Annotated in this window: 19 protein-coding genes; 9 read left to right on the top strand and 10 right to left on the bottom strand. The window is 67.3% G+C overall.

Annotation, left to right across the window (positions count from 1 at the left end):
- Positions 1-394 precede the first annotated feature (394 nt).
- The 3 genes from G5A07_RS02700 to G5A07_RS02690 are packed head-to-tail and all read right to left on the bottom strand — an operon-like array spanning position 395 to position 1,627.
- Positions 395-610, bottom strand: a complete 216-nt coding sequence (locus G5A07_RS02700) for a hypothetical protein (RefSeq protein ID WP_049413155.1) — start codon at positions 608-610, stop codon at positions 395-397.
- Positions 607-1,260 carry a sigma-70 family RNA polymerase sigma factor gene (locus tag G5A07_RS02695; RefSeq protein ID WP_191862635.1) on the bottom strand — a complete coding sequence of 218 codons (654 nt, stop codon included), beginning with the start codon at positions 1,258-1,260 and terminating at the stop codon, positions 607-609. The genes G5A07_RS02700 and G5A07_RS02695 overlap by 4 nt, the downstream gene beginning before the upstream one ends.
- A gap of 37 nt (positions 1,261-1,297) precedes the next feature.
- Positions 1,298-1,627: a hypothetical protein gene (locus tag G5A07_RS02690; protein WP_010482336.1), complete on the bottom strand. Its 330-nt coding sequence runs from the start codon at positions 1,625-1,627 to the stop codon at positions 1,298-1,300.
- 167 nt (positions 1,628-1,794) lie between these two features.
- Between G5A07_RS02690 and G5A07_RS02685 the strand changes: the two genes are divergently transcribed.
- The 7 genes from G5A07_RS02685 to G5A07_RS02655 all read left to right on the top strand — a co-directional run bounded on the left by G5A07_RS02685 (position 1,795) and on the right by G5A07_RS02655 (position 10,543).
- Positions 1,795-4,164 carry a S9 family peptidase gene (locus tag G5A07_RS02685; protein WP_053443729.1) on the top strand — a complete coding sequence of 790 codons (2,370 nt, stop codon included), beginning with the start codon at positions 1,795-1,797 and terminating at the stop codon, positions 4,162-4,164.
- A complete protein-coding gene (locus G5A07_RS02680; protein ID WP_019337913.1) occupies positions 4,161-4,580 on the top strand; it encodes an NUDIX domain-containing protein in 420 nt (139 codons plus the stop codon). The genes G5A07_RS02685 and G5A07_RS02680 overlap by 4 nt, the downstream gene beginning before the upstream one ends.
- Before the next feature lie 30 nt (positions 4,581-4,610).
- On the top strand, positions 4,611-5,171 hold the full coding sequence (locus tag G5A07_RS02675; RefSeq protein WP_191862633.1) for a hypothetical protein: 561 nt from the start codon (positions 4,611-4,613) through the stop codon (positions 5,169-5,171).
- 32 nt (positions 5,172-5,203) lie between these two features.
- Positions 5,204-6,322: a hypothetical protein gene (locus G5A07_RS02670; protein ID WP_049480322.1), complete on the top strand. Its 1,119-nt coding sequence runs from the start codon at positions 5,204-5,206 to the stop codon at positions 6,320-6,322.
- A gap of 37 nt (positions 6,323-6,359) precedes the next feature.
- Positions 6,360-7,976 carry a hypothetical protein gene (locus tag G5A07_RS02665; RefSeq protein ID WP_191862631.1) on the top strand — a complete coding sequence of 539 codons (1,617 nt, stop codon included), beginning with the start codon at positions 6,360-6,362 and terminating at the stop codon, positions 7,974-7,976.
- Between the two features lie 54 nt (positions 7,977-8,030).
- On the top strand, positions 8,031-8,927 hold the full coding sequence (gene hemF / locus G5A07_RS02660) for an oxygen-dependent coproporphyrinogen oxidase (RefSeq protein WP_010482345.1): 897 nt from the start codon (positions 8,031-8,033) through the stop codon (positions 8,925-8,927).
- Between the two features lie 95 nt (positions 8,928-9,022).
- Complete coding sequence (locus G5A07_RS02655; RefSeq protein ID WP_191862629.1) at positions 9,023-10,543, top strand: hypothetical protein; 1,521 nt, start codon at positions 9,023-9,025, stop codon at positions 10,541-10,543.
- A 17-nt stretch (positions 10,544-10,560) separates the two neighbouring features.
- On the opposite strand, the gene G5A07_RS02650 is transcribed toward G5A07_RS02655, so the two are convergent.
- Together G5A07_RS02650 and polA are read right to left on the bottom strand one after the other, a co-directional pair.
- The gene (locus tag G5A07_RS02650) at positions 10,561-11,040 is read right to left on the bottom strand and encodes a YetF domain-containing protein (protein ID WP_010482347.1); all 480 of its coding nucleotides are present in this window, start codon (positions 11,038-11,040) and stop codon (positions 10,561-10,563) included.
- Positions 11,041-11,368: 328 nt separating this feature from the next.
- Positions 11,369-14,143 (bottom strand): DNA polymerase I, encoded by a 2,775-nt coding sequence (gene polA / locus G5A07_RS02645; RefSeq protein WP_057503004.1) that lies wholly within the window; start codon positions 14,141-14,143, stop codon positions 11,369-11,371.
- A gap of 98 nt (positions 14,144-14,241) precedes the next feature.
- Here polA and G5A07_RS02640 point away from each other — a divergent pair, with 98 nt between their 5' ends.
- On the top strand, positions 14,242-14,526 hold the full coding sequence (locus G5A07_RS02640; protein WP_005411628.1) for a DUF2782 domain-containing protein: 285 nt from the start codon (positions 14,242-14,244) through the stop codon (positions 14,524-14,526).
- Between the two features lie 132 nt (positions 14,527-14,658).
- On the opposite strand, the gene G5A07_RS02635 is transcribed toward G5A07_RS02640, so the two are convergent.
- Positions 14,659-15,105, bottom strand: a complete 447-nt coding sequence (locus G5A07_RS02635; RefSeq protein ID WP_005411629.1) for a universal stress protein — start codon at positions 15,103-15,105, stop codon at positions 14,659-14,661.
- 183 nt (positions 15,106-15,288) lie between these two features.
- Here G5A07_RS02635 and G5A07_RS02630 point away from each other — a divergent pair, with 183 nt between their 5' ends.
- Positions 15,289-15,435 carry a hypothetical protein gene (locus G5A07_RS02630; RefSeq protein ID WP_021203516.1) on the top strand — a complete coding sequence of 49 codons (147 nt, stop codon included), beginning with the start codon at positions 15,289-15,291 and terminating at the stop codon, positions 15,433-15,435.
- 81 nt (positions 15,436-15,516) lie between these two features.
- Here the strand turns inward: G5A07_RS02630 and G5A07_RS02625 are convergent, their stop codons facing one another.
- From G5A07_RS02625 to G5A07_RS02610, 4 genes are all read right to left on the bottom strand, one after another.
- Positions 15,517-16,071 (bottom strand): hypothetical protein, encoded by a 555-nt coding sequence (locus G5A07_RS02625; protein ID WP_010482356.1) that lies wholly within the window; start codon positions 16,069-16,071, stop codon positions 15,517-15,519.
- Positions 16,072-16,177: 106 nt separating this feature from the next.
- Positions 16,178-16,504, bottom strand: a complete 327-nt coding sequence (locus G5A07_RS02620) for a low molecular weight protein tyrosine phosphatase family protein (RefSeq protein ID WP_049454192.1) — start codon at positions 16,502-16,504, stop codon at positions 16,178-16,180.
- A 106-nt stretch (positions 16,505-16,610) separates the two neighbouring features.
- Positions 16,611-18,803: a DNA helicase II gene (uvrD, locus tag G5A07_RS02615; RefSeq protein ID WP_191862628.1), complete on the bottom strand. Its 2,193-nt coding sequence runs from the start codon at positions 18,801-18,803 to the stop codon at positions 16,611-16,613.
- A gap of 10 nt (positions 18,804-18,813) precedes the next feature.
- Positions 18,814-20,238 (bottom strand): FAD/NAD(P)-binding protein, encoded by a 1,425-nt coding sequence (locus G5A07_RS02610; RefSeq protein WP_191862626.1) that lies wholly within the window; start codon positions 20,236-20,238, stop codon positions 18,814-18,816.
- Positions 20,239-20,254 lie beyond the last annotated feature (16 nt).

Raw genomic sequence — 20,254 nt, 5'->3', positions numbered from 1 at the left:
CTGGATCGCCAAGGGTGGCCAGATACGGGCTGAATGCACGGGCAGCACAGACTTGTCGATCTTCGACATGACTCATCTCCGTTGAAGTTGATGGAACGCGAACAGGTCCAAGCCTCCCCAGCTATGACCTGCGTCAGCGATTGCCGACGACCGAGAGTTCCCCAGGACGCACATGAACCTCAATAGCGGAATGGAACTCTGCAACTATCCTCAAGATGGTTGAGAGCTCAGAATCATTGTCGGCAACATCAGCCTACGATTGGCGGCGCGATCACGACTCGTCATGGCGCTAATCACCACATCTTGATGAAGCTCGCGAGTTTCACGAGTCCTCATTCCAGGTCATTGGTCCTGCAGACCACGCAGAATGCGTCTAACGCATCACCACGTCCTGTCAGCGCCAGAAGTACCAGACAGCCCCTGCCACCAACGCCCCCAGCAACACCACCTGCACCACCACATACCCCACGCCACTGTCGCGCGACTCAGCGGCGATGCGCTTCTGCAGCGCCTCGCTCACATCCGGTGTCTGTTCCTGCTGCGCCTGCTCACGCAACGCCTGCGCCAGCGCGCGCTCTTCCGCATCGCGAGGGTCGGTCGGTGGGTTCACAGCAGTTCTCCAGCGGTGGCATGCCGCGTCAGTTCCTGCTTCAGGACCTGGCGCGCGCGGTACAGGTGGCTCTTGATGGTACCGCGTGCCAGCCCGGTCACCTGTTCGATCTCGGCCAGATCGAAATCCTCCAGGTAATGCAGGCCGACGATCAGCCGCTGCGGTGCACTCAGCCGTTCCAGTGCCGCGCCAAGATGGCGACCAGCCTGCAGCGCCTCGCTCAGTTCAGCCGGCCCCGGCCCTTCATCGCCAATACCCAGTTCCTCGGGTACTTCCACCGCCACCATCCATTGCGCCTCCAGCCGTCGCCGGCGCAGGTGCTGCAACGCCGTGGTGTAAGCCACCCGTGAAACCCAGGTACGCAGCGAGGATTCAAAGCGGAACCGGTGCAGCTGGCGGAACACGGCCAGGAAGGTTTCCTGCAGCAGGTCGGCCATCTGATCACGGTCGCCCACCATGCGCCCGATCACATGCGCGCAGGTGCGCTGGTGGGTCTCCACCAGCTTCGCGAAGGCCGCCTGCGAGCCGTCGATGATGGCCCGCACCAAGGCTTGGTCCGCATCCAGCGGTTCGATGGGTGCCGCCGTCGCCGCCGTATCGTGGCGGCGATGGCCCCGCAGTGCCGACAATGCTTCGCCGAGCAGGCTCATCTATGGAGCGCCCCCTGTGCCCATGGCATGGGCCGGCTCAGCCCTTGCGTGCGGCAGGACGGGTGAAGTGCCAGGCCAGCAGCTGGCCGAGGCCGGCACTGCCGACCATCGCGGCGGCGGCGCCGAAGGTCAGTTCGCGTGCACCGATCGCCTCCAGCAGGCCCATTGCCACGGCCAGGCTGACCAGGCTGATGCCCCAGCGCAGCGCGCCCTGGCGGCGGCGTTCTTCTTCCAGTACCGCCAGCGAGCGGATCACTTCCTCCGGCACGTGCGGAGCCACCAGCTTGCTGCGGGCGCGGGCATCGGCAATGGCATGGATCGCGTAGGCGATGCAGATGAAGAGGGTGATCGGGATCAGTTCCTGCATGGTCGGACTCCTGTTCGGTGGATGATGCGGGTTCAGGAGAATGGATGCGCGACCACGGCAACCGGTTGCACCACTTTGCCAATCCCGCTGCCATGACCTGTGGCCCCTGCCCCGGGCCGGGGCGGCTGGTACCCTTGGCCGGTTTCCTCTTCTGGTGCCGTCCGCCCATGTCCCGAGTGCTGCCCCTGTCCCTCCTGCTGTCGGCCGTGCTGGCCGCACCGGCTGCGCATGCCGCGCCGACGCCGATCACCATCGAACAGGCCATGGCCGACCCGGACTGGATCGGTCCGCCGGTCGAGAAGGCCTGGTGGTCGTGGAACAGCCAGCAGGTGGAATACCAGCTCAAGCGTAGCGGCAGCCCGGTGCGCGATACCTTCCGCCAGCCGCTGGCCGGTGGCGTGGCCGCGCAGGTCGCCGATGACCAGCGCGGCACCCTGGACGTGGCCGAGCCGGTCTACGACCGCAGCCGCAGCCGCAGCGCCTTCGTGCGCAATGGCGACGTGTTCGTGCGCGACCTGCGCAGCGGCGCGCTGACCCAGCTGACCCGCAGTAACGAGCGCGCGGGCAACGTGAACTTCGCCGCCGACAACGGCGTGATCTGGCGCGTCGGCCAGAACTGGTTCCACTGGACCGCCGCCAGCGGCGTGCAGCAGGTGGCCAGCCTGAAGGCCGAGAAGGATCCGCGCACGGCACCGAAGGCCGACGTGCTGCGCGACCAGCAGCTGCGCACGCTGGAAACCCTGCGCCGCGACCGTGACCAGCGCGAAGCACTGAAGGACCAGGACCAGCGCTGGCGCCAGGCCGACCCGACCCGCGCGCCGGGCCCGGTGTACCTGGGCGCCGACGTGGAGATCGCCGACAGCGTGCTGTCGCCGGACCTGACCCACCTGATCGTGGTGACCAAGCCGAAGGACTTCGATGACGGCCGTGGCGGCAAGATGCCGCTGTACGTGACCGAATCGGGCTACGAGGAAACCGAAGACACCCGCACCCGCGTCGGCCGCAACGGCTTCGAACCGCATACCCTGTGGTACGTGGACGTGCGCACCGGCAAGGCCGAGAAGGTTTCGCTGGCTGGCCTGCCGGGCATCGGCACCGATCCGCTGGCCGAGTTGCGCCGCAAGGCCGGCAAGGACGCGCTGAAGGGCGAGCGCAGCCTGCAGGTGATGAGCGACTTCATGGGCGGTGGCATCCGCTGGAGCGCCGACGGCCAGCAAGCTGCGGTGATGCTGCGTGCCAACGACAACAAGGACCGCTGGATCATCAGCGTCAACGCTGCCGACGGCCGCGTGCAGAACCGCCACCGCCTGACCGACAACGCCTGGATCAACTGGGGCTTCAACGATTTCGGCTGGATGGCCGATGGCCGCACGCTGTGGCTGCTGTCGGAGGAATCGGGCTTCTCGCACCTGTACACCCAGGCCGGTACCGCAAAGCCGCAGGCGCTGACCAGCGGCAAGTGGGAAACCTCGGCGCCGGTGCCGTCGGCCGATGGCAAGGGCTTCTACTTCCTGTGCAACCAGCAGGCGCCACATGACTACGAAGTCTGCGCGGTCGACACCGGCAGCCGCCAGGTGCGCGAGCTGACCAGCCTCAACGGCGTGGAAGACTTCTCGCTGTCGCCGGACGGCCAGCAGCTGCTGGTGCGCTACTCCGGCGCCTACCTGCCGCCGCAGCTGGCCGTGCTGCCCAGTGCCGGTGGCCAGACACGCGTGCTGACCGACACCCGCACCGCCGACTACAAGGCGCGCCAGTGGATCCAGCCGAAGCTGGTGGCAGTGCCGTCCAAGCACGGTGCCGGCGTGGTCTGGGCCAAGTACTACGAACCGGAAAACAAGGAACCGGGGAAGAAGTACCCGATCGTGATGTTCGTGCACGGCGCCGGCTACCTGCAGAACGTGCACCAGCGCTACCCGGCCTACTTCCGCGAGCAGATGTTCCACAACCTGCTGGTGCAGAAGGGCTACATCGTGCTGGACATGGATTACCGCGGCAGCGAGGGCTACGGCCGCGACTGGCGCACGGCGATCTACCGCAACATGGGCCACCCGGAACTGGAAGACTACAAGGACGGCCTGGACTGGCTGGTCGACACCCAGCAGGGTGACCGCGACCACGCCGGCATCTACGGTGGTTCCTATGGCGGCTTCATGACCTTCATGGCGCTGTTCCGCTCGCCGGGCACCTTCAAGGCCGGCGCCGCGCTGCGCCCGGTGGTGGACTGGCACCAGTACAACCACGGCTACACCAGCAACATCCTCAACACCCCGGACATCGATCCGGAGGCGTACCGCGTGTCCTCGCCGATCGAGTACGCGCAGAACCTGCAGGACAACCTGCTGATCGCCCACGGCATGATGGATGACAACGTGTTCTTCCAGGACTCGGTGAACCTGACCCAGCGCCTGATCGAACTGCACAAGGACAACTGGTCGATCGCACCGTACCCGCTGGAACGCCACGGCTACACCCGTGCCGATTCCTGGCTGGACCAGTACAAGCGCATCCTCAAGCTGTTCGAGCAGAACCTGAAGTGAGCAACGCCGCGGCCACGATCCACATCGTGGCCGCGGTCATCCTGGATGACCGCGGCCAGGCGCTGGTGGTGCGCAAGCAGGGCGCCAGCCGCTTCATCCAGCCGGGCGGCAAGCCCGAACCCGGCGAGGCGCCTCTGCAGGCGCTGGCCCGCGAGCTGGACGAGGAGCTGGGCGTGCAGTTGCGTACGGCTTCAGCGGCTGCGCTGGGCACGTTCGAGGACTGGGCGGTGAATGAGCCTGGCCAGCGCGTACAGGCACAGGCCTGGTGGGTGCAGGTGCACGGCACGCCGCAGGCGCGCGCCGAGATCGCCGAACTGGCCTGGGTGCCGCTGCAACCGCCGCATGGCCTGCCCTTGGCACCCTTGAGCGAACACCATATCCTGCCGGCGGTCGCCACCCGGGTGACGGCCCGCTGACCGCGCGGGCACCGATTGCAAGGACACCGGATGTCAATGTCGATCCCGCCGATTCCTTCGCTGGTCCAGCCGGCATATCACGCCTGGGTGCGCCCGATCGCACAGGCCTCGTTCTGGCTGTCACTGCTGCTCACGGTCTACTTCGTGATGCAGGGACTGCTGCTGTGGCCGCTGCACAACCTTCCGATCTGGCATCTGGTTGAGAGGGAAGTGCAAGACCAGCACCTGCACAGCCTGATCTGGCTTTTGGCGCATCCGGTGGCCGCGTCGTTGATCGTCGCGCTGCTGTGCCTGGCCTCGGCCCTGGCCAGCTGGGGCCTGCTGCGCGAGCGCAGCTGGGGCCTGTGGAGCTTTGTGGTGATCCTGCTGCTGAGCGCATTGACCAACTTTGCGATCGCCGGCTGGTTGGACGTGTTCATGCGTGACGTCATCCCGTTTCTCTCCGACGACGCCCTCCTGCAGCAGGAACTCCATCTGAAACGCTGGTTGATCACGCTGACCGTGGTGGCCATGTCATTTGTGTTCCTCGGCCTGCAGGGCTGGCTGGCCTGGCGCCTGCTGCGGCCGGACATCCGCGCGCGTTTCCACTGAGTCCCCCTTTCCCGCACGACAAGGACCGTCGCATGCGCTTGCTGGCTCTTCTCCCTGCACTGCTGCTGTTCGCCGCGCTGCCAGCCGGCGCCGACGCGTTGCAGTGTGGCGAATACCGCAGCGCCGATGGCGGCATGGCGCTGGTGTTCACCACCCCCAGCAGCGGCTACCACCACGCTGACGGCAGCGAGCCTCAGCCGCTGTGGATTGATCGCAGTGCGGCGCAGACGCGCCTGGTCATGCTCGACGATGGCGTGGCGGAGCCGATCCGGATCAGTGCCGATGGCCAGCGCATCGAGGACGACGGGGTGGTGACCTACACGCTGCGCCAGTCCCGTGCCTGCACCGTCGAGCCCAGCACGATGGACGGCAGCTGTCGCGCCGCCGGCAGCCACTGCATTGCGCAGCTGCCCACGGCCTCTCCCGGCCAGGCCCAGCGCGCGTGCAGCGAAGGCGTTGGCGCAGGCTGCTCGGCGCTGTTGCGACAACTGCGCGATGGCAATGCCGCAGCCGCTGGTGACACCGGCGCCGCCCTCTTCGAGCGCCCGTCCGCCTGCCGCGAACACACGCCCGAGCATGACCCGCAGGCCTGCGAGGCGCTGACCGGTGATGCGCTGGCCACCGCGATGCAGCGGGTGGGTGAACGCCTGCAACAGGAAGACGAAGACGCACTGGATTCACCGCTTCCGGCCGCTGCACGCGATCGTCTGCAGCAGCTGTGCCTGCAGCACCGCAGTGGTCGCTTCTGCGTCGAAGTGGCCGAACAGCAGTTGATCGCGCTGGAACCCGCGTTGGCGGTGCAGGCCCTGCAGGTGGTCTGCGATGCAGGCCGCATCAGTGCCTGCGAACGCATCGCACCGCTGCGCGATCTCGGCGCGGACCTGCGCCTCGTCCCGGCCCAGCAGGTGCCGTGCGGCCGCTATCAGGCCGACGGTGGCGTGATCGACAGGCTCGACTTCGGCGATGGCGCGCGTGGCCGTCTGCATGACGGCGCGATCCACCTGCGGCAGAACGGCGAAAACCTTGTGCTGCGTCAGCTCGGCAATGGCGACCTGCTTGGTATGGATGCGCAGACGGGATATCAGCGTTACCAGCCGGTGCCCGGCACGGCACAATGCACGCCCCCGCGCGAGGGCCGTGGTTCGCCGTAGCGCTTGGAGTTTTCCGTTCGATCGTCAAGGAGACGACATGCATTCACCCGCACCGCGCCGCCGCTGGCTGGCCTGGGCACTGCTGCTGGCCGCGCCGATGGCCGCCGCACAGTCACCGCAATGCGGCATGTTCAAGGCCGACGAAGGCAGCGGTACGCTGCGCATCAGCTCGCCAAACCGCGGCGAGCAGAAACACTTCGGCAGTGCGCCCTCTCCGGTCGCGTTCCAGCAGATCGACGGAAAGCTGCAACTGGTGAACCTGGAGTACGGCCTGCCCAGCGCGCTGCAGGTGCGCGATCGTGGCCGGACGGTCGAGGTGGATGGCACGGTCTACATCCTGCAGGCCCCTGCACAGTGCGCCGCAGCCGCCGCGCCGGCTGAAGGCAGCTGCCTGGCCGATGCGGCGGCGTGCCTGGACAACCGTCGCGAAGCCACCCCGACCGCGCTGGAATCAGGGTGCCGGGAAGGCGTGCCCGGCATGTGCCTGCAACTGGCTGATCGTTGGCACGAGGAGGCCAAACCCACGGTCGCGGCCGATCCTGCCCTGGCAAAGGCAGCGCTCGACGCCGCCCTGTCCGGCATCAAGCTCCCCGCCGCCTGTGACGACGGTGGCTTCGAACAGGGAACCGCGGCGTGTGCCGCCGCACTCGAGGCCGACCCCGCAGTGCAGGAGCAGCTGGTCAAGGCGGCGATGACGGCAGCCATGACCGAAGCCATGGTGACGATGACGGCGCCGACCGTGCCGGTGATCATTCCGGCCGAGCGGCGGCAACAGTTGTTGCGGCTGTGCCGCGAGGTATCCCATGGCGGCTTCTGCACCCGCGTGGCTGAACTTTCCTGGGAGGCAGGAGACCACTTGCAGGCGGTGCAGGCCCTGGCTGCGGCCTGCACACCCGGCAACGATACCGCCACCTGCGAGCGCCTGCCGGCGTTGCAGGCGGTGGGTGCATCGTTGCAGCCGCAGCCGGCAACGGTCCTGCCCTGCGGCAGTTACCGGTCCGACGGCGGCCTGATGGACACGCTGGATTTCGGCGATGCCGGCCTGGTCGGTGTGGGCTGGAGCAGCCATCTTCGCGCGCGCGTCGAAGCGGGCGACATCCGCATCCACCACGACCGGGACGGCGACTTCGTGCTGCGCCCGCTGCCCGGCGGGCAGCTGCTGGGCCTGGATAACTGGACCCGCTTCCAGGTGTTCGTCCCCACCGGGGAGGGCCCGACCCGGTGCAGTGCGCCGAAGCAGTTCAGGGTGCTGCCACTGCCACAGGATTGCCCGCTGGCACTGACCAACGAGGACGGTGCCGACGCCTGCTGCGCGCAGGGCAAGCTGCAGGGCTGCAACATTCTCGGCAACCGTCTTGCGCTGTCCGGGCACTGGCTGCAGGCCGTCGAGCACTACACCACGGTCTGCCGTGCCGGTGTCCGCGAGGGTTGCGAGAATCTGGTCACCGCACAAGGCAACGGTGCGGAGGTGGACGCGCGTCGAATCCTGGAACAGCTGTGCAAGGCCGACCGCAGCGGCCTGCATGTGGCCTGCGACGTGCTCGAAACCCAGAACTGGGAGCTGATCACGCTGGGCGGTGCCCTGCAGAAGGCGGTTGATGAGGCGGCGGTGGACGACACTCCGGTACCGCGCAATTCCAACCGCAAGCGCTGAGCCGGCCAGGGCCTGCCCGCAGCTTCGGCCGGGCCCTGCGGTAAAGTACGCGCCATGAACGAATTCGAGCGCGTGCGCGCCTACCTCACCGACCTGCAGGACCGCATCTGTGCGGCGATCGAGGCCGTCGATGGCCAGGCCCGCTTCCAGGAAGACCTGTGGCAGCGGGCCGAGGGCGGTGGCGGGCGCACCCGCGTGCTGCGTGACGGTGCGGTGTTCGAGCAGGCCGGCATCGGCTTCTCCGACGTGGCCGGCAGCCGCCTGCCGCCATCGGCCTCGGCCAACCGCCCGGAACTGGCCGGCGCCTCCTGGCGCGCCACCGGCGTGTCGCTGGTGTTCCACCCGCTCAACCCCTACGTGCCGACCACCCACGCGAATGTGCGCTTCTTCCAGGCGCAACGCGACGGTGAAGTGGTGGCCAGCTGGTTCGGTGGCGGCTTCGACCTGACGCCGTTCTATCCGTTCGACGAAGACGTGCAGCACTGGCACCGGGTCGCACGCGACCTGTGTGCGCCGTTCGGCGAGGAACGCTATGCCGCGCACAAGCGCTGGTGCGACGAGTATTTCTTCCTGCGCCACCGCAATGAAACGCGTGGCGTTGGCGGCCTGTTCTTCGACGACCTGCACGGCGACTTCGAGCGCGATTTCGATTACCTGCGTGCGGTCGGCGATGGCTTCCTTCAGGCCTACCTGCCGATCGTGCAGCAGCGCAAGGACACCGCGCATGGCGAACGCGAGCGCGAGTTCCAGCTGTACCGTCGCGGCCGCTATGTGGAATTCAACCTGGTCTATGACCGCGGCACGCTGTTCGGTCTGCAGAGCGGTGGCCGCAGCGAGAGCATCCTGATGAGCCTGCCGCCGCGGGTGCGCTGGGAATACGGCTTCAGCCCGGAGGCCGGCAGCGCCGAGGCGCGCCTGGCCGACTACCTGGTGCCGCGCGACTGGCTCTGATCTTCCGGCGCCACGCCTGACGCGTGGCGCCTTCCCCGCCTGCGGTGCGCCCCGCACCGGACAGGCCCTGCCCCACTTCTTTCAAGGATGACCCCATGCCTGCTGCTGTTTCCCTTCGCCCCCGCGCTGCGGGCTGGCGCTCCCTGCTGTTGCTTGCATTGGCCTCGGCCAGCCTGCCGGCCGCCGCGCAGTCGATGGCCTGCGGCACCTACAGGGACAGCAGCGGCAACACCACGCTGACCCTCGAGAGCGAAGGCCACGGCTTCCTGTCCGGCCCCTACCAGGCGACAGAGGAGCTGCGCATCGCCCGCCAGGAGGACGTGCTGGGTACCGGCAACCTGTCCACGGGCCAGCTGGAAAATTGGTACTTCTCGGACAACGACCGCACGATCAGCACGCCCTATCGCGAGTTCACCCGTGAGCACGCCGCCGCCTGCAAGACGATGCCGGAGCCCATCGAAGACGGTTGCGTGATGAACACCTCCGAGTGCCTGGAGGCGCTGCCGGAGGCCGCACCCGTGAAACTGCACGCCTGGTGTGCCGAGGGCGTGGGCGCAGCCTGCATGCGGTTGCTGGAGACCTACCAGCAGCGGGCCAAGGACGCAGCCCCCGCGCCTGCACGAGCCGAGCCGCCGAAACCGGAGATCTGCAAGGAGGATTCCGCATCCTTCAACGCCGAGGGCTGCCGGGCGATCGCCGAGGTGATCGGGCTGGAGATGATCGGCAAGTCCCTGCTCGGGCTGCAGCATGCGGTCGACCCTGCGTTGCCGTCGGCGCAGCTCGATGAGCTGGCCGCATTGTGCCGGCAGCAGCACGGCGAGACCTTCTGCGCCGACGTTGCCGAGGTGCTGTGGAGTGGTGGACGCCTTTCACAGGCCCACGAAGCACTGCAGCTGTCGTGCGCGCAGCGCGCGGACGGCGTGGCCTGCGGCCGCGCCAAGGCACTTGCCAGCCTGGCCACCGCACCGGCCGCTGCACTGGCCCCGGTGCCGGCCACCGCACTGCCCTGTGGCAGCTTTGAAGCCGAATACGGCGTGCTCTCGCAGCTGCGCTTCCTCGATGGCGGCCTGGTTGAGGCCGAGGGTCGCGACCAGCGCATGCGCGCGCGCCTGCATGACGGCCGCATTTTCATCCGTCGCGATGTCGGCAGCGACTTCGTACTGCAGCCGCTGAAGAACGGAAACCTGGCCAGCGTCGACGGCGGCAACCGCTTCGCCTATTACGAGCGCAAGCCCGCCACAGGCAATGCCACCTGCACGCCGCCGGTGGCCTTCGTGGAGATCCCGCTGCCGCTGGATTGCCCGCCCCTGGCCCGCAAGGACGGCGCAAAGGCCTGCTGCACCGATGGCAAGCTGCTCGGCTGCAAGGTGGCCGGCGAAGCGCTGTTCGAGTCCGAAAAATGGGCCGCGTCGCTGCCCTACTTCGAGACGCTGTGCGGCGCGGGTGTGCGCGAAGGGTGCCTGGCATTGGCAGCGGTGTATTCGCACACCGCAGACCCGAAGATCCCGCAAGCCATGGCTGCGATCTGCGCGAAGGATGGCAAAGGCACGCACGTGGCCTGTGATGTGGACGCCACCCGCAACTGGCCGGCACTGAAGGCCGAAGCCGCGCCCTGAGGCTCGGCTCTACAAGGTCAGGTGCTCTTCCTCGGAATGATGGTGATGTGCCCGTTGATCTCCAGCAGGGCCAGCTCGACATCCTTCACGCCCAGGCCGCCCTGCTGGCGCATGGCGGCCTCGAAATCGGCACGCGTGACCTGCTCGCGACGCAGAACGGCGTCGAACAGGCGCCCATCACGCGCGATCACCACGGGTTCTCCTTCAACCAGGCGCTCGATCCGCCGGCTGCGGGTACTCACCCAGCCTACCCCATAGTTGAGCAGGATCAGGGTTGCGGCCAGCAGCAGGCCACCGCCCAGCGAGGTATCGGTGCCCAGCAGCGCGTTCTGCACCGCATTGCCCAGCAGCACGATCAACAGCACGTCGAACGGCGTGATCTGCCCTAGAGCCCGCTTGCCGCCAAGCCGGACCATGCCCAGCACCACGACATAGACCACCACCGCGCGCAGGATGAACTCCCACCACGGCATTGCCAGTGCGAACAGGTCGGGCATGGTCTTCCCCTGCGGAGCGGTGGCCCAGCGTGGCGCAGGCCATGGCGTCTGGCAACGGCACAAATAAAAAGCCCCGCTGACCAGGGGGAGGTCAACGGGGCCGGGGAACGGGCACTTGGGGAGGAGTCCCCGTTCCGAGATCTGCTCCAGGGGATGGGAGAGATCCACAACAGGCGTTGCGCCTGTCGAGAGTTATAGAAGCACTCCGAACACTAACGGTTCGTGAAGGGGCCCAATTTAATGAACCTCGATCAGGGCAACATTCATGATCGAGTCAGAAACCTCTGACGAATGAACGAATTCACGTCGTTTTCGGCCTGAAACACCCTCAGTGTGCTTCGTCCCAGTTGTTGCCGATGCCGGTATCGACCACCAGCGGCACGCGCAGTTTGGCCGCTTGCGACATGCGCTCCACCACCTGCAAACGCAAGTCTTCAACGAAACTGCTTTCGGTTTCGAACACCAGTTCATCATGCACCTGCAGGATCATCCGTGCCGGTGCGCCGCTGTCGCGCAGCCACTGGTCCACGTCCACCATCGCGCGCTTGATGATGTCGGCGGCGGTGCCCTGCATCGGCGCGTTGATCGCAGCACGCTCGGCACCGGCGCGCAGGCCCTGGTTACGTGCATGAATGTCGTTCAGGTACAGGCGGCGGCCGAACAGGGTCTCCACATAGCCCTGGTCGCGGGCCTGCTGGCGCATCCGCTCCATGAAGTCACGCACGCCCGGGTAGCGGCTGAAGTACAGCGCCACGTAGTCCTGCGCCTGGCCGCGGTCGATGCCCAGGTTGCGGGCCAGGCCGAAGGCGCTCATGCCGTACATCAAGCCGAAGTTGATCGCCTTGGCAGCGCGGCGCTCGTTCGGGGTCACCTCCTCCAGCGTGCGCCCGAACACCTCGGCGGCGGTGGCACGGTGCACGTCGGCGCCCTGCTCGAAGGCACGCACCAGGCCCGGGTCCTCGGACAGGTGGGCCATGATCCGCAGCTCGATCTGCGAGTAGTCGGCGGCCAGCAGCTGGAAGCCCTCCGGGGCGATGAACGCGCGGCGGATGCGGCGGCCATCTTCGGTGCGGATCGGGATGTTCTGCAGGTTGGGGTCCGACGAGGACAGGCGGCCGGTGGCGGCGCCGGACTGGTGGTAGCTGGTATGCACGCGGCCGGTGTCCGGGTTGACCATCTCCGGCAGCTTGTCGGTGTAGGTGCTGCGCAGCTTGGCCAGCCCGCGGTACTCCAGGATCACGCGCGGCAGCTCGTGCTGGTCGGCAATCGCCTCCAGTGCCTCTTCATTGGTGCTGGGCTGGCCCTTCGGGGTCTTCACCACCGCCGGCAGCTTCAGCTCGTCGAACAGCACCGCCTGCAGCTGCTTGGGCGAATCCAGGTTGAAGCTGCGCCCAGCCAGTTCGGTGGCCTTCTGCTGCGCCGCCAGCATGCGCGAGGACAGGTCCTGGCTCTGCCGGCGCAGTTCGTCGGTGTCGACCCGCACGCCGTTGGCTTCGATGCTGGTCAGCACCGGCACCAGCGGCATCTCGATGTCGCGGTACACGCTGTCCAGTGCCGGTTCGGCCAGCAGCTGCGGCTGCAGCGCGCGGTGCAGGCGCAAGGTGATGTCGGCGTCCTCGGCCGCATAGCGGCTGGCTTCGTCGATGCCCACCTGCGAGAACGGAATCTGCTTGGCGCCCTTGCCGGCTACGTCCTCGAACTTGATGGTGCTGTAGCCCAGGTAACGCAGGGCCAGCGAATCCATGTCGTGGCGGGTGGCGGTGGAGTTGAGCACGAAGCTCTCGAGCATGGTGTCGTCGTGGTAGCCCTGCACGTCCACGCCGTGACGGCGCAGCACGTGCAGGTCGTACTTGCCGTGCTGGCCCAGCTTCTTCTTCGCCGGGTCCTGCAGCATCGGGCGCAGCGCATCCAGCACCTGCTGCATCGGCAGCTGGGCCGGCGCACCCGGGTAATCGTGGCCGACCGGAATGTAGGCGGCCTTGCCCGGCTCGACCGCCAGACTGACGCCGACCAGGCGCGCACGCATCGCGTCCAGCGCATCGGTTTCGGTATCGAAGCTGATCAGGTCCGCCTGCTGCAGGCGCTCGACCCAGGCCTGCAGCTGCTCGGCGGTCAGCACGGTCTCGTATTCACCTGGCGCGGCCAGCGCCGGATCCAGCGTGCCCGCTGCCGGTGCCTCGGCGCTGCCGCGGGCAAAGCCTGCTGCCGTACCGCGCAGGCTTGGCGTTGCTTCGCTGGCGGCCGTCGGCGCCGGCAGCGGTGCACCCAGCTCCTTCAGCGCCTGGGTGAAGCCGTAGCGCGCATACAGCTCGGTCAACTCCGGCACGTCCTGCTCGCGCAGGGCCAGCATGGTCGGGCTGGCGTCCAGCTCCACGTCGGTGCGGATGGTCACCAGCTCGCGGTTCAGCGGCAGCCGCTCCAGCGCCGCCCGCAGGTTCTCGCCGATCTTGCCCTTCATGGTCGGCGCGGCCGCCATCACCCCATCCAGGTGCTGATACTCGGCCAGCCACTTGGCGGCGGTCTTCGGCCCGCACTTCTCTACGCCCGGCACGTTGTCGACGGTATCGCCCATCAGCGCCAGCAGGTCGATGATCTGGTCGGCGCGCACGCCGAACTTCTCCATCACCGCCGCGTCCGAATCCATGCGGCTGCCGGTCATGGTGTTGACCAGCTCGATGCCCGGGCGCACCAGCTGGGCAAAGTCCTTGTCGCCGGTGGAGATGGTCACCTTCAGGTCCTGCGCCACGCCCTGCAGGGCCAGCGTGCCGATCACATCGTCGGCTTCCACGCCGGGAATGCGCAGGATGCTGATGCCCAGCGCTTCGACGATGCGGCACATCGGCTCGACCTGGCTGCGCAGCTCATCGGGCATCGGCGGGCGGTTGGCCTTGTACTGGTCGTAGAGGTCATCGCGGAAGGTCTTGCCGGGCGCATCGACCACGAACGCCACGTAGGCCGGGCGTTCCTTCAGCGTCGAGCGCAGCATGTTGACCACGCCGAACAGCGCGCCGGTGGGTTCACCCTGTGCATTGGACAGGGGCGGCAGCGCGTGGAACGCGCGGTACAGGTAACTGGACCCGTCGATCAGGACTAATCTGCTCATGGGTCGATTCTACGCGCCCGTGCCTGCATCGCGGCGACACGGCAGGCGCCCGGCGATGGGGCATAATCAAGGCTCTTTCCAGGCAAAGGCCCCCGCCGATGAAGACCCTGATGCTGGCTTCCCTGCTCCTGCTCGCTGGCTGCGCCAGCATGGGTGGTGCGGGCGCTCCCCCGGTGGACGTCAAGGGCGCGGATGTATCCAAGCGCACCATGGACAACGGCGATGTCATCGAGGAATACCGCGTGTCCGGCCAGCTGCGCATGGTCAAGGTGACCCCGTCGCGCGGTGCCCCGTTCTACATGTACGACAAGAACGGCGACGGCCGTTTCGACAACGACAAGGATGGCGTGTCGCCGGTGTACTGGAAGCTGTACAGCTGGTGATCTGACCGGGGTCGGATCCCTGCGATCCAGTAGATCCACGCCATGCGTGGATTCACCCCCGGCCCCCACAAAAAACAACGCCGGCGCGCATCCTGCGGCCGGCGTCGGGTCCCCTCCCCGGGAACGCTTGAATCAGCGGATGACCAGCACCGGCAACGTGCTGCGTGCCAGCACCTCAGCGGTCTGGCTGCCCAGCAGCACGCGGGTCACGCCACGGCGGCCATGCGAGGTCATCACGATCAAATCACTGTTGCGCTCGCCCGCCGTCTCGATGATGCCGTCGGCCGCGTAGCGGTCCAGCACATGCACCGGGTTGGCGGTAATGCCCTGCTCGGCGGCCTTGGCCAGCGCCGGCTGCAGCACCTTCTGCGCGCCTTCCTCGCGGTCAGCCTTGTACTCCGGGCTGTTCATGTAGCCCACGCTCCAGCCCATGGCGTCGTACATGCCGACGGCCCACGGCTCGGACACAGTCACGATATCGACCTCGGCATTGAGGTCCTTGGCCAGCTCCAGGCCCTTGGCCAGGCCCTTGTCGGCCAGCTCGGACCCGTCGGTGGCAATCAGGATGCGCTTGTACATGGTGGGGCTCCGTGGCGATCTGCCAGATGGGAACGACACCATTACACACCGGATGTGCAGGCTGCGCCTTGAGCAGGATCAATCCGGCGCCGCGCAGCGGCGTGTGCGCACCGTCCGCTTGCGTACCCGATCACTGCGGCGCAAGCTGGGTAGGCGGTGCCGCGCCGCCTTGGGAGAACCCGCATGCAGGACAGCAAGCCGACATCACAAAGCACCCTCAGGATCATCCTGTGGAGCCTCAGCGCCGCCTTCGTGCTGTTCTGCGGCGGCTATTACCTGGGCAAGGATCTTGCCCAGCGCGACAACGCCCGGCAGTCAGCCGGCCGATAACCTGCTCCTGTAGAGCCGAGCCCATGCTGGGCTGCGGACGAAGCAGCCGAGCATGGGCTCGGCTCTACATCAGGCCCACCCTCAGGCGATCTGCACCACGCGTGCGTTCTGGCACAGCGGATAGCTGGCCACGAATTCGGCAATCGCATCACGCATCGCCTCGAACGATTCGCCATACATGTACAGCGCGGTTTCGGTCGGGCCCTGCCACCAGCTGCAGATCTCGCCCAGGCCGTCGATGTTCTCCGACAGTTGTTCGAATACGTGGTTGGAATCGCACTGTTCGTAGACTTCGTCCGGCAGATTCAGGCCATCCAGATAGATGCCGAGGCCCTCGGTCACGCCGAAGCTGCGGTCGGCCTCGCCCGCGCCGTGGATCTTCGAGCCCTTCGGTGCACCCAACTGCTCCAGCAGGTCGATCAGCTTCGGCACGCCACTCGCATCGACCAGCGCCACTTCGATGTCGCCGTATTCGACCTCACCCAGATCCGACATCGCGGTGCCGCCGCCGGTGAGCTCGCCCACCTGGGCCGCCTGCAGCAGCGCGTCGAGCGGATCTTCGAACAGCTCGTGGCGATGCTCCGGCTGCAGCCGGGCGTTCAACTTCACGGTGACGTGCAGCGTAGGTTCGGTCATGGGGGCGTTCCTGGAAGATGTGGAGCCTATTGTAGAGCCAGGCCCATGCTCGGCTGCTTTTCGCGCCAGAAGCAGCCGAGCATGGGCTCGGCTCTACAACAGCCTGTCAACGCAGGAACGGCGTCACCTTGCGCTTCAGCAACTCCACCAGCACCGGGTCCATGTACTCGTAGTCATCAGGGATATCCAGGCAGATCACTCGCTTGCCGTTCAACCACGCCTTGTAGCGGCTGGACAGCCGGTTGCGGTGGGCGCGTTCCATCACGAACACCAGGTCGGCCCACTGCAGCAGCTCGGGGCTGAGCACTTCCTCGGCGTCGGCCAGCAGCCCGGCCGAGGCGGTCTCGATGCCCGGCCAATCGGCGAATACCTGCTCGGCCGTCGGGCTGCGCAGGCGGTTCTGGCTGCAGAGGAAGAGCACGTTGCGGGTCATGCGTACTCACCTTGGTAGAGCCGAGCGATGCTCGGCTGGTTTTCTCCGCCAAAAGCAGCCGAGCATGGGCTCGGCTCTACAGGAATTCCTGCCCCCCCGACGGTGATCAGATCACCGTCAGGTTGGCGTAGGCCATCACCAGCCACTTGCTGCCGGCGTCGGCGAACTCGACCTGCACGCGGGCGTGGGCGCCGCTGCCTTCGTAGTCGGTCACCATGCCTTCGCCGAACTTGGGATGGGTGACCAGCGCGCCGAGCTTGATCCGCGGTGCTTCGATCGAGGCATGGCCCATCACCCGGCTGGCGCCCATCGAGGCCGGCCGCGAGACCTGCACCTTCGGGCGCACTTCATGCAGCAGCTCGCGCGGAATCTCGCGCAGGAAGCGCGAGGGCAGGCTGTAGTTGTCCTGGCCGTGGATGCGGCGCGATTCGGCATAGCTCAGCACCAGCTTCTGGCGCGCGCGGGTGATGCCGACGTAGGCCAGGCGGCGCTCTTCCTCCAGCCGTCCGCTTTCTTCCAGCGAACGTGCGCTGGGGAACAGGCCGTCTTCCATGCCCGCCAGGAACACCAGCGGGAATTCCAGGCCCTTGGCCGAATGCAGGGTCATCAACTGCACACCGTCCTCGCCGGCCTGCGCCTGGCCTTCACCGGCCTCCAGCGCGGCATAGGCCAGGAACGCGACCAGCTCGTCCATGTCCTCGCCCACTTCCTCGACGTCGTCGGCGCGGCGCACGAAGCGCGACGCCACCGAGACCAGTTCGTCGAGGTTGTCGGTACGCGATTCCGAATCCAGCGAATTGCGGCTTTCCTTGCTCCAGTGCTCGCGCAGCTGCGAGCGGGCCAGCACGTGGTCCACGCGCTCGGCCAGGGTCATGTGCACGGTCTGCGCCTGCAGCTCGTTGACCAGCCCCAGGAAGCCGGCCAGCGCATTGCGCGCGCGTGCGGCCAGCGCGTTGCCCTGGGTGACCAGCATGGTCGCTTCCCACAACGAGATGCCCTGTGCGCGCGCCTCGCGGCGCACTTCGTCGAGCGTGCGGTCGCCGATGCCACGGGTGGGCGTGTTGACCGCGCGCTCGAAGGCGGCGTCATCGTTGCGGTTGGACAGCAGGCGCAGGTAAGCCAGCGCATCCTTGATTTCGGCACGCTCGAAGAAGCGCATGCCGCCATACACCCGGTACGGCACCTGTTCGCTCAGCAGCGCTTCTTCCAGCGCGCGCGACTGCGCGTTGCTGCGGTAGAGCACGGCCACTTCGGTGTAACTGCCACCGTCGCGCACCCATTGGCGGGCACGCTCGACGATGTAGCGCGCCTCGTCCATCTCGTTGTACGCCGCGTACAGATCGATCGGCTCGCCGTCGCCGCTGTCGGTCCACAGCTGCTTGCCGATGCGGTCGGGATTGTGCGCGATCACCGCGTTGGCGGCACCGAGGATGTTGGCGGTGGAGCGGTAGTTCTGCTCCAGGCGGATGGTCTGCGCACCCGGGAAGTCGCGCAGGAAGCCCTGCACGTTCTCGACCTTGGCACCGCGCCAGCCGTAGATGGCCTGGTCATCGTCGCCAACCACGAACACATGGCCGGAATCGCCGGCCAGCACGCGCACGAAGGCGTACTGGATGGCGTTGGTGTCCTGGAACTCGTCCACCAGGATCTCGCGGAAACGGGCGCGGTAATGCGACAGCAGCGCCGGATTGTCGCGCAGCAGTTCGTGCGCGCGCAGCAGCAGCTCGGCGAAGTCGACCAGGCCGGCGCGGTCGCAGCGCGCCTGGTACTCGATGTAGGCCTGGCGCATGGTTTCCAGCCACGCATCGTGCGGCTCGGGCTGGATGTGCTGCGGGCGGCGGCCCTCATCCTTCTGCGCGTTGATCCACCACGCGATCTGCTTGGCCGGGTACTTGCCGTCGTCCAGTTCCAGCGCCTGCACCACGCGCTTGACCAGCCGCAGCTGGTCGTCCGAATCCATCACCTGGAAGCCTTCAGGCAGCTTCGCGTCCTGCCAGTGCAGGCGCAGCAGGCGGTTGGCCAGGCCGTGGAAGGTGCCGATCCACATGCCGCGGCTGCCATGGGGCAGCTGGGCGTCGATGCGGTGGCGCATCTCGCCGGCCGCCTTGTTGGTGAAAGTCACCGCGAAAATGCCGTGGGTCGGCACGCCATTGACTTCATGCAGCCAGGCGATGCGGTGGGTGAGTACGCGGGTCTTGCCGGAACCGGCACCGGCCAGCACCAGGTGGTGGCCGGGAGGAGCGGAGACGGCTTCGCGCTGGGCCGGGTTCAGGCCATCAAGCAGGTGGGAGACATCCATGCCCCCCATTTTACGGCATCGCCGTCGCGGCTCCTGCGACCACCTGGGTGGCCAGTGCCTGGGCCTGCTGACGCAGTTCAGGCACCGCCAGGCTTTCCCACAGGCTGCCAATGCGCAGGCTGCCGAGCACACCCAGCCGTGCCTGCGGCTGGCCACCGGCAGCACGCAGGCGGTCGCCCGGCACGGTGCTGTCCAGGCCCAGCCCATGCGGACCGGGGCGTGCCAGGCCATCGGCCTGCAGCTGCTGCAGCAACGGATTGCGCAGCGCACTGGCACGGGTCTCCACACCGGTGGCGTTGATCACCCCGCCAATCATCGTCCACTGCTGTTCATTGCCGGTGGCATCGCGGCCAGACAACCGCAGGGCATCGCCTTCGCGGCAGACGCGCTGCAGGCGCGACCGATGGATGCGCAGTTGGCCACTGTCCTGCAGAGACTGCAGCTGCGCATCCACCTCTTCGGCGATGCGGTGGCGATGTACGTCCCAGTAGCGCACCACATGGCGCAGGAAGCGGCGCTGGTCGGCCTCGTCGAGGCTGCACCACAGTGCCTGCCCGTGCGGACGGATGCGGTCCATCACGCCCTGCCACGGCAGGCCATCGGCCTGCGCTTGGCGGGCGAAGCCACGCAGCGCACGGAGGCGCTGGCGCAGGTTCATCGGCAGCAGCGTGGCCGGGTCGAACGTGGGCAGGCCGCCGTGTGCGTGCGGCAGCGGCAGCAGGCCGTGACGCGAGATCACATGCAGCGGGCCGGTGTGACCGGCAGCAACCAGCGCCAGCACGGTGTCGGCCATGCTCAGGCCGGAGCCGACAATGGCCACGGCCTGTTCGCCGGCCAGGGTACGCACACCGTCGTAGTCCCAGGCCTCGATCACATCATCGTCAGGCAGCGCGTCGGCACCGGCCACGGGCAACGGGCGCATGCTGTTGCCGGTGGCCAGCACCGCCTGCGCAGCATGCAGCGTGCTGCCATCGCCGAGTGTCAGCTGGTAGCCATGGTCATCCGGCTGCAGGCCCAGTACCGGCTGCGCGATCACCTGCAGCTGTGCGGGGCTGGCGGCCACGGCCTCCTGCAGGCGCTGCTGCAGGTAGGCAGCAAAGTAATGGCGACACACGTAACGCTCGCCCAGCACCTCGCGCGCCTCGCCCGGGTAGGCGTTGGCAGCCACCAGATAGTCGAGGAAATCGCCGGGCTGGTCGGCAAACGCACTCATCTTTGCCGCCGGTACGTTCAGCAGGTGCTCCGGCCATGGCGTGGCATAGGCGATACCCTGGGCCAGCTGCGAGGCGGGTTCGAAGATGGCCAGCGCCAGCGGCGCGTGGGCCTGGCGCAGTACCTGGATCGCCACCAGCACCCCGGCCGCACCACCACCGATGATCGCCAGGTCCAGTTCGCCATTACGCGGTGAATCAGTCATGTGCCGATTGTAGGCCATCGGCGATGACAGGCCG

The organism is Stenotrophomonas sp. AS012628, assembly GCF_010608305.1.
Classification (GTDB): domain Bacteria; phylum Pseudomonadota; class Gammaproteobacteria; order Xanthomonadales; family Xanthomonadaceae; genus Stenotrophomonas; species Stenotrophomonas geniculata.
Note: the sequence above shows the minus strand (reverse complement) of the source record. Positions and strands in the feature narration are given on the sequence as shown.